Genomic DNA, 9,430 nt, shown 5'->3' with positions numbered 1-9,430 from the left:
GTACATAGATGTGAACTCTGAGCAATTGAGTGAAGCTGTGGAGTTGCTGTAAACAATTGGCCCAGTGCGGACCTTCGAACAAGGTGCAGCTAATGGCTGTTTTGAGCCCTGAGTGGAAGTGACAAAATCTTGCTGCGCGCGCTCGCAGCAGAAGATTTTCAACGACCGCATCATTTTCAGCGCTGCTGCGCGGCGTGATGACCAGCCGTTTACGTATGTCGCAGCGATAAAGAGAACAGGATCTACAGGATGCGGACTTTCCGGACTTGTGCAGCCGCCGATATTGCTTGTGCAGAAACCTGATGGGTTTTCAGTGACGTAGTTGCAGTGCTGTTTTTCCCCAGCCCTGGCAATCGATTGCGTTGAACCCAACCGAGACCAGGCCGAATGTTCGCCACATCCTGTTTAAGGCATCGAGATCAGGGCAACGCCAATTTCCCAAAAGGTACGCCGAAGCAATCTGCGCAAATGCTGACACTGTTTTCCCGAACAAAAGCAAAAACGAGTTCAGAGTTGGTATTGGCTCTATTCGCTCAACACGACTGGACGCTGTTCATTCAATTCTTTCGCGGCAATCTTCATGAAGTTTCGGATCAAACCAGCGCCATCCTGATCATCCGAATAGTTCCCGACATGCTCTGGTTCGGTCTGTTCATACATGCAGGACCAGACGGATCGGCGAGATTCCGGGTGGAACTGAGTTGTGTACCAGTGGTTGCCATGGTCGATACAGATGGCGCTGCTTTCACCGATGCGGGCTAGGACCTTTGCCTTCTGCGCGTCTGACGGTATCACATGCAGATAATTGGCAAAGTTGAAGCGGGGGGATGTGGACAGGCCATCAAACAGGGGGTGCTGGTGCCCAAGATCTGTCAGTTCAATCTCATATGTTCCAGCAAGCGTCCCTCCGACGCGGCCATCAAGCACGCCATCCTCGAATTGTGTCGACACCAGTTGATGTCCGCCACAAACACCAAGCAACGGCTTCCCGGCATCGCGATACCGGCGTAGCCAGGCATAGAGCGCGTGTAGCCAGGAACGGTCCTCGGTCACCACATGCATCGTGCCGCCGAGGATGACACAATCGACATCATCCACTGCAGGCAGTGCGTCACCACGACAAATGTCGACGCCGGATAGTGAAAAACCCGTTTCCTGCGCCACTGGTCCAAACCAGTCCACGATCCAGTCTTTTTCCTGGCCGGATGAACATAAGCATCCAAAGTGATCCGGGTTGAAAAGTTCATTTTCGCCCAACATGGAAATGAACAGCAAGGAGCGTACAGCTTTTTCGGTCATGTCGTTTCTTTCTCTGTCTTGGATGGACCACTTTCGAACAATGTACCGCCTTCCTCCTGGATGGCATCCAGACGCGACACTACCACCCTGAGATAGGTCTTGTGAATCGAGACCGTCAACTTGACATCGCCGATCTCCAGACTGCGGCGCAACATTCGGATCTCATCCCTCAAATCCTCGACTTGGACACGCATATCGACGCGATCCAGCAACAGAAACCAAAAGCGTGCGGACTGATAGAACAATGTGTCGTTGATGTCCTTCAGCACAGCGTTGGTGGTCAATCCATGCAGGATCTTATGCAGGCGAAGAAGCACCCGAGCGAATTCGCGTTTGTCGTGATCGTGCAGCATAGAATCGCACCGCGCTTCCAGCCCGCGCATCTCGTCCAGTATGTCCGGGTTCCGAGGTGCCGGAGTGGAATCGCCCATCGCATCCATGAGCCGCATGCGCACGAGATAGATATCGCGCATGTATTTCAGATCGATTGAGGTAACGATGGTGCCATGCCCATGTTGGCTGGAGATCAGGCCGTTATGTTCAAGCTTTTGCAGCACGTCCCGCATCGGCGTACGGCTGATGCCGAATTCCGCTGCGAGTTCCCGTTCGTTCAGGCGCGTCCCAGGCTGATAATCCAGAAGGCAGATACGCCTGCGCATTTCTAGGTATATATGGCTCTTTGTCATGCGTTGCTCATTATCTTTCATGGGGCTTCTCACTTATATCATCCACCCAAGAAAACTGTCCATATCGACGTTGCCGCCCGATACCAAAGCAACGATGGTCTGCCCTTGGAAGGCTTCTTTGTTCGACCAAGCGGCTGCTACTGAAACTGCGCCACCTGGTTCTGCAACAACCTTGAGCTCGGTGAACAGAACCCGCATTGCGGTGACAACGTCCGGCTCGTTGACGGAATAGCCACCTGAAAGTGTTTTCAGGTTGATTGGAAAGGTCAGCCTTCCGGGCCGCGCTGTCACGATTGAGTCGCAAATCGAGCTGTGACCTGGCTCAATCGACAGGGCCGTTCTCGCCTCCAATGAGCGCTTGGTATCATCGAAATTGCAGGGTTCCGCCGCCCAGATTTCAGTTTCCGCTTGGCTCGCAAGCATGGCCGTGGACACCCCGGCGATCAGCCCACCGCCGCCAACCGGGCAAATGACCCTATCCGCCTGGATGCCAAGCGCGTCCAACTGCTCAGCTATTTCCAGTCCGGCTGTGCCTTGCCCGGCCATTAGGTGGTAGTCGTCATAAGGTGGCACCAGCGTTGCGCCAGTTTTTTCAGCGATGTTCCGGGCGATTTCGGCACGGTCACCCGCCTGTCGGTCATAGGTGATAACCTCGCCCCCCCAATGGGCGGTGTTGTCCAGTTTTATGCGGGGCGCATCGGAGGGCATCACGATTTTTGCCGCAACCCCCATCGCGCTGGCCGCTGCGGCGACACCTTGCGCATGGTTGCCGGATGAATATGCTACGACCCCCGCCTTGCGCTGTGTCTCGTCTAATGACGCGATCTTGTTGTAGGCGCCGCGTATTTTGAACGAGCCGGTCTTTTGCAGGCATTCCGGCTTGATCAATAACCGGAACCCAAGTGCGTTGTTCAGCAGAGGAGATTCCAGCAACGGGGTTTGGATCGCTACATCCTTCAGCCGCTCTGCAGCTTGGGTGATCATTTCAATGGTTAGCACTGTCTCACGTCCCCACTTGCAAAGTTGAATGGAAGCGGCGCAACAGAGCAATCACGCTTTGGGCGGTGATGATGCCGGTGGCCGGGTTTTCAGCGCTTGGACGGTTCTGAATAGACATTGTGAAATCCGAACTGTCGGAAGTTACCTCTACCGAATGTGTGTTTCGCGTCAGGCTAGGATCAGCCCAGACCTCCATGCTTGTCTTGTCCGGACCAAGCCCAGCCAGGCTGATCGCGGCCGCGACATTCACGTTGGCGGGAAACTCGCGCGCCACTTCGGTGACGCTGCCCGCAATGACCTGCATCGGCTCCTGTAACGCGGTCAAATCAATACCTGACCGCGCAACAAACTGCGCCTTCACCAGGCCATCGATTGGTTTGCGGGTTACAATCTTGACTGTGTCAATTTGCCCGATGTTCGCCGCATTCAACGCATCCAGCCCCAGCATCGCCCCTGATGCGACAAGGATGTGGCCTCCGCTCTCGTCGGCAAGAGAGATCAAGTCATCCCGACCAAGAAGCTGACTGGCCGAAAGAACGATCAGATGCTTACCCGCCCGCAGCACGGGCGCGGCCAAGTCACCGAACAACGCAGGCGGTAACGCTTCAATGACACAATCGCTTGCCTCCGCCAAAGCAGCGAAGTCGAGCACTGGCACCGGCTGTCTCAGAGTTTCATTCAACGCGGCTGCTTTTTCGATCGTGCGCGCCGCTATGCCGCTCAGCCCGCATCCGGGAACGTCGCCACGGTCCAATGAACGGGCAACGTCAGCGCCCACAGCACCAATACCGGCAACTCCAATTCTCATAGCTTGCCTTTCCTGAACAGCAGGTCTTCTGGAGACAGGTGTGATTTCATGCTCAATCCGCCGCCTTCACAGCGGACAGGAATTGTTGTGTGCGTTCACGTTGGGGATTGCCGAACAGGCTTTCAGGGGCTCCTTGTTCTTCGATTTTCCCCTGATAGAAAAAACAGACGCGGTCCGAGATATCACGCGCAAAGGCCATCTGGTGTGTCACCATCAGCATGGTGAGGTTATGCTCAGCCACCAGCTTGCGGATGACGCCGGTCACTTCGCCGATCACCTCGGGGTCTAACGCCGAGGTGACTTCGTCAAACAGCATCACCTTGGGGCGCATGGCCAGCGCCCGGGCGATAGCGACACGTTGCTGCTGACCGCCCGACAGGCGCGAGGGATGCTGATCCTTCTTGTCGATCATGCCGACCATCGACAGCAACTCTTCGGACCTTTCACGGGCCTCGTTCTTTGGTAGGCCCAGAACCTGCATCGGCCCTTCCATGCAGTTCTGCAGGGCAGTCATGTGCGGGAACAGGTTGAAATGTTGAAAGCACATGCCGATCGAAGACCGCGCCAGACGCAAGTACTTTGGGTCTGCCGGTACTAGAACGCCGTTCTTTCCCATATGCGTGAGCGGTTTACCATCGACATAGATGACGCCGCCATTGATGGTTTCCAAAGTCATCAGCATGCGCAGAACGGTTGTTTTGCCAGAGCCGGACGGGCCGATCACGGTGACCATCTCGCCCTCGGACACATCCAGATCCAGGCTGTCCAGAACCGTCAGTGCACCATAGCTTTTGGTGACATTCATGAACCTCACCATCGGCACATCGGGCCCGGTCAGTTCCAGTGGGTATTGCGACATATCTTCCATCAGTTCATTCCCAGTTTCTTACGCATCCAGGCTTCAAAGACCCGGATCAGCCCGGCAGCGGGCAGTGAAATCGCCAAGAAGATGATCCCGACCATGGTATAGGGTTCCAAATACCGGTAGTGTGACCCACCGATTCCGTTCGCCGCCTGCATCAGCTCGGCCACACCGATCACCGACAGCATCGGTGTGTCTTTGAATATGCCAACAAGATAATTTCCCATGCCAGCCAATGAGGGCGGTAAGGCCTGCGGGATGATAACGCGGAAATAGGTCTTGGTTGTGCTTAGGTTCAGCGCAGTACAAGCCTCCCACTGTCCTTTAGGCACGGAATCGAGGCCGCCGCGATAAACCTCGGATAGGTACGCCGAATAATGCAGCCCGATGGCGATCATCCCCGCCACCCAGGGACTGAGGCGTATTCCGAATTGCGGGCCGACAAAGAACACAAAGAAGATCTGCAACACCAGCGGCGTCGATCGAATGAACTCGACACATTCTCGCACCACAATTGTGACGATGCGCGACGGTGTGCGTTGCGCCAGCGCAAAAACCAGCCCCAGTACCACTGCGATGCCATAGCCGACCCCCGCAGCGGCCAGCGTGTTCAGCATAGCCTGTAAAAACCGGGGGAGAATTTCAAAGGCAAAATCCCAACGCCAGTCAAACATGGCCTACGCCCTCCCCATTTTGCGCGCCATGACGCGTTCAAGCCACCGCATGAACGGGGTCACGATCAGCCGCGCGAAGATGTAATAGATGATCAGGGCCGTCCCGAAAGCCTGCGCGGACAGGAAGGTCGACCCGTTTATCTGCTTGGCTTCGAACATCAGGTCGGTGACCGAGATCAACGACACCAGCGCGGTCGCCTTCAGCAGCTCGATCATAAGGTTGCCCCAAGGCGGCAGCATGTTCAGAAACGCTTGGGGCAGGATGATGCGATACATCCGTTTGGCCGGAGACATCGAGATCGCATAGGCCGCTTCCCACTGCCCTTTGGGGACCGACTGAATGCCGCCGCGAACGAGCTCGGCACCATAGGCTCCGAGGTTAAGCCCGACGGCGACGAAACCGGCATAGAACTTGTCCAGCGTCAATCCGAACAGCGGTAGGACAAAGAAGATCCAGTAAAGCTGAATAAGAAGAGACGTGCCCCGGAAGATTTCAATGTAAGTCCCGGCTGTCCAGCGCACTGCGGCATTGCGTGACATTTTCATCAACCCTGCAGTCAGGGCAACCAGAATGGCAAGCGTGGCCGACAAGAAAAACTGCGCGATCGTGACCAGTGTTCCGTCCAGATACCGCGGTGCGTTCTGGGCAAGAAATTCCCAATATGACATGACGCCTCCGCGGAAGGGGAAAGAAGTCAGGCGGACCGAACGCGGACCGCCTGCTAGGGCTATGCCATCAACGGTTTTGGCAGATCCATTCGGTTGTCACGCTCGGATCTGGAACCTGTAGATTGGTGTATTCGTATGGCGCAACGGCAGCCAACATCTCTTCCGAACCCAGATACTTTGCCTGCGCGGCATTGAAGGCCGCAAGAAAGTCGCTGTCTTCTGGCCGGAATCCGATACCCACCCAGTTCTGGGTCCACTCAGGCAACGCGTTAGGATCGGTGACCTCAAGCTCGCCATTAGATTGGGCCGCCAGATTTTTCCCGGTAAAGAACGTCACTGCGCCTGCGTCAGCGCGCCCAACCCGCATTGTGGCAAGGATTTCGGTTGGCCCGGGCACTTCGAGTATCTGATCAGCCGCGACACCTTCGCGTTTGGCGGCGTCGACCGTATTGTAACCAGCACCAGTGACCATCGTAGCCCCCTGATCTTTGATGTCAGCATAAGAGGTGATGTTTTTGGGATTGCCAGCGGGGACCACAAAGGCGTCGCCGAAAATTCCCATCGGCTCAGAGAAATCAATACTCTCACAACGCGCTTCAAGAATGTACATGCCACCCGTGATGATATCAAAACGATTGGCTTTGAGGCCCGGAATCAATCCGCCCCAATCGGTTACGACCGGTTCGACGTTGTCATAACCCATCGCCTTCAAGACGCCGAGCGTGTGCACGTTTGCAAATCCAAGTGGTACGTTGTTGTCACCCGGATAGGCCCACGGCACCTCATTGGAAAAACCGATCCGAATGGTTTCGCCACTTTCAAGGCGATCCATCAGCGGACCAGCCAGCGTCGACGTCGCGACACCCACAATCGTTGTGGCGGCGATAATGGTGGTTTTTAACATCCAGTTCATTGAACTCTCCCTGAGTTGTTTTTCCGATTTATGGTTAATTGGTATACCTTATAGAGAAATATGCAATAACAAAAACATCAAAATCTCATTAAATTAGGAGGTACTGGGAATATATCGTTATAAAATGTCACTTGACTGATTATTGGTATACCTTAATGGTCGATTTTGAGAAATCAACTTAAGTGTGGAGATACAGATGATCGAACATGCCCCATTCCCCAAAGACGAACTGGACCGTCGAATCAACCGGGTAAAGACCGCCTTGGCCAAGCAGAATCTAGACGGGGTTGTGATCGCATCTCCCGAAAACATCTATTATCTGACTGGAATGGACCACTGGGGATTCTTTGCGGCTCATGTTCTCATTGTAAACCGTGATGGCGAGATGGCACTGGCCTGCCGGGCAATGGAAAAGATCACCTTTGACAATCAAGTGAGAAACGCCCGCTTCTACGGCCATCAGGACCACGAAGAGCTGTCTGATTATGTCGTGCAAGCGATGAAAGACCTGGGCCTGTCCGGTGGACGCGTCGCGCTCGAACGGCGCAGCCTGTTTTTACATTTGCATCATGCCGAAGGGATATTGGCACGTACACAGGGCATCGAATGGGTGGACGGGTCCGGTCTGGTCGACAACCTGCGGCAGGCAAAATCCCCGCTAGAGATCGAATACACTCGAAAGGCCGCCAGGGCTGCAGATCTGGGTATGAGCGCTTGTATTGACGTGATCCGCGACGGCGCGACAGACTATGAGATCGCTGCCGAATACATGCGAGTGTCTACCCTGGAGGGCAGCGAACCGACCGGCTTTGGCCCGTTCATTCGCCCAACCACACGTCTGGGCGAAGAGCATACCACCTGGCGCGGCGAAACCTTCCGAAATGGCGATGCGGTGTTTCTGGAAAATGCAGCATCCTACCGCAAATATCAGGCTCCCATGGGCCGACTGGTGTATGTTGGCAGCGCGCCGGAAGGGGCTGAGAAATCGGCAGAGCTGGCCATGGACGGCATGAAGGCAATTTGCGGTGCATTGAAAGTAGGCGGCAAGGCAGGCGATGCATATGCCGCCTGGCGCGAGGTTGCGGCAAGCGGCGGATTGGCAGGCTACGAACGGCATCATTGCGGCTACATGGTGGGCATCGGATTCCCACCCAGTTGGACAGGTGGTTCAATGGTGACCAGCCTGTTCCCCGGATCGGAGCGCACGCTGGAGGTGGGCATGGTGTTTCACGCCCACAGCTGGTTCACCAACACGGATGTTGTCGACTATTTCATCTCAAACACGGTCATCCTCACCGGAGATGGTGCCGAAGTGCTGACCGCCACAACACCTGAAAACCTTATCATAAAGTGATAACACTCACCGAAAGGCACACAATGCTGACCCAAGAACACAGAGCCGCTTATCAAAACGACGGCGTGGTTCGAATCAAAAACGCATTTTCGCAGGAATGGCTGGACGAAGTTCGAAGTTCGATTGAATTTGGTCGCGCCAATCCGGGACCGATGTATCTGGATTATTCCAAAGACACCAATCCGGGCACCTACTGCACGGATATGTGGATCTGGCGCGAGAATATCCACATGAAGAATTTCATCTTCAATTCCCCAGCGGCGGAACTTGCGGGCGAAGCGATGGAGGCCAGTTCCGTTGCACTCGTGACTGACAATTGGCTGGTGCGAGAGGCCGGCGCGGTGAACAGAGCGCCCTGGCACCATGACAATCCCTATTTCGATGTCAGCGGCGAATGGTGTGTACTGTGGATGGGACTTGAACCCGTGCGTCAGGGTGAGGGCGTGGTATTCCTCAAGGGTTCGCACAAATGGGGACGCAAATTCATGCCTCTCAGCTTTGCCGGCACCGGACAAAAGGCAGCACTACAGGAACCCTATGAGCCCACACCGGACTTCACTGAAAATCTGATCGATTATGACGTGCAGGAATTTGATCTGGACCCCGGTGATTGCCTAATCTTCGACTCACATACATTGCATGGTGCCCCCAATCCCGTACCGCCTGAACGCACCGTCAACCGTCTGACAATGCGCTTCGCCCACGGGAATGCAGCGTTTGAAAAACGAGGCAGTTGGACCGACGCGCAAACAGAATACTGGCAGGCTCAGGGACTGAAGGAGGGCGAACCTATTGTAGGTGATCTGCTGCCGCTTGTGTGGAGCCGGTAGCTCCTTTCCGACTCCGATGCCAAGCGGCGAAAGAACAGTTCGAATTCGGTGTCTCATGATGGATTCCAATGGCTTGTTTAGCGACATCGGTTGCCTCCCAGCGAAAAGCTTGCCGCAGCTGCGAAGGAATGCTGCGCTAGCAATGGCTGCGTTAGCAAAAGGCGGCTGTGTCCGCATAGCAGTCGTAAGATGATTACGCAGCGAATGGCGGCTTAGAGCCCAATATGACAGGTGCTACAAAAGTATTGCACGTCTGTTATTCTATAAACTTAATGTCCGTCGTTTAGATTCGTGAGGCCAAAATTTTGAAACCCCCAGTGTATAATATTTGCCCAG

At 54.9% G+C, this 9,430-nt stretch carries 11 protein-coding genes; 2 read left to right on the top strand and 9 right to left on the bottom strand.

The window, feature by feature from the left end; all coding sequences use genetic code 11:
• The 9 genes from ABF287_RS16485 to ABF287_RS16445 form a co-directional block, all read right to left on the bottom strand.
• Nucleotides 1-372: hypothetical protein (locus tag ABF287_RS16485; protein WP_347186091.1), on the bottom strand; the 372-nt coding region annotated here is incomplete at its 3' end.
• Between the two features lie 153 nt (nt 373-525).
• Nucleotides 526-1,299, bottom strand: a complete 774-nt coding sequence (locus tag ABF287_RS16480) for a hypothetical protein (protein ID WP_347186090.1) — start codon at nt 1,297-1,299, stop codon at nt 526-528.
• Nucleotides 1,296-2,006 (bottom strand): GntR family transcriptional regulator, encoded by a 711-nt coding sequence (locus ABF287_RS16475; RefSeq protein ID WP_347186089.1) that lies wholly within the window; start codon nt 2,004-2,006, stop codon nt 1,296-1,298. The genes ABF287_RS16480 and ABF287_RS16475 overlap by 4 nt, the downstream gene beginning before the upstream one ends.
• 12 nt (nt 2,007-2,018) lie before the next feature.
• Nucleotides 2,019-2,984, bottom strand: coding sequence for a threonine/serine dehydratase (locus tag ABF287_RS16470; RefSeq protein WP_347186088.1), 966 nt, complete (start codon nt 2,982-2,984; stop codon nt 2,019-2,021).
• Between the two features lie 4 nt (nt 2,985-2,988).
• Nucleotides 2,989-3,792, bottom strand: coding sequence for an aspartate dehydrogenase (locus ABF287_RS16465; RefSeq protein WP_347186087.1), 804 nt, complete (start codon nt 3,790-3,792; stop codon nt 2,989-2,991).
• 52 nt (nt 3,793-3,844) lie between these two features.
• Complete coding sequence (gene ehuA / locus ABF287_RS16460; RefSeq protein ID WP_347186086.1) at nt 3,845-4,660, bottom strand: ectoine/hydroxyectoine ABC transporter ATP-binding protein EhuA; 816 nt, start codon at nt 4,658-4,660, stop codon at nt 3,845-3,847.
• The gene (gene ehuD, locus ABF287_RS16455) at nt 4,660-5,328 is read right to left on the bottom strand and encodes an ectoine/hydroxyectoine ABC transporter permease subunit EhuD (protein ID WP_347186085.1); all 669 of its coding nucleotides are present in this window, start codon (nt 5,326-5,328) and stop codon (nt 4,660-4,662) included. Before ehuD ends, ehuA begins: the two co-directional genes overlap by 1 nt.
• Before the next feature lie 3 nt (nt 5,329-5,331).
• On the bottom strand, nt 5,332-5,997 hold the full coding sequence (ehuC, locus tag ABF287_RS16450; RefSeq protein WP_347186084.1) for an ectoine/hydroxyectoine ABC transporter permease subunit EhuC: 666 nt from the start codon (nt 5,995-5,997) through the stop codon (nt 5,332-5,334).
• A gap of 67 nt (nt 5,998-6,064) precedes the next feature.
• The gene (locus ABF287_RS16445) at nt 6,065-6,910 is read right to left on the bottom strand and encodes a transporter substrate-binding domain-containing protein (protein WP_347186083.1); all 846 of its coding nucleotides are present in this window, start codon (nt 6,908-6,910) and stop codon (nt 6,065-6,067) included.
• 196 nt (nt 6,911-7,106) lie between these two features.
• Between ABF287_RS16445 and ABF287_RS16440 the strand changes: the two genes are divergently transcribed.
• Together ABF287_RS16440 and ABF287_RS16435 are read left to right on the top strand one after the other, a co-directional pair.
• Nucleotides 7,107-8,264, top strand: a complete 1,158-nt coding sequence (locus tag ABF287_RS16440; RefSeq protein ID WP_347186082.1) for a Xaa-Pro peptidase family protein — start codon at nt 7,107-7,109, stop codon at nt 8,262-8,264.
• Nucleotides 8,265-8,287: 23 nt separating this feature from the next.
• Nucleotides 8,288-9,094, top strand: a complete 807-nt coding sequence (locus ABF287_RS16435) for a phytanoyl-CoA dioxygenase family protein (RefSeq protein WP_347186081.1) — start codon at nt 8,288-8,290, stop codon at nt 9,092-9,094.
• The last annotated feature ends 336 nt before the right edge of the window (nt 9,095-9,430 follow it).

This window comes from Pacificibacter sp. (genome assembly GCF_039769035.1).
GTDB lineage: Bacteria > Pseudomonadota > Alphaproteobacteria > Rhodobacterales > Rhodobacteraceae > Celeribacter.
The sequence above is the reverse complement of the archived record's forward strand: the minus strand, read 5'-3'. Positions and strand labels throughout refer to the sequence as shown.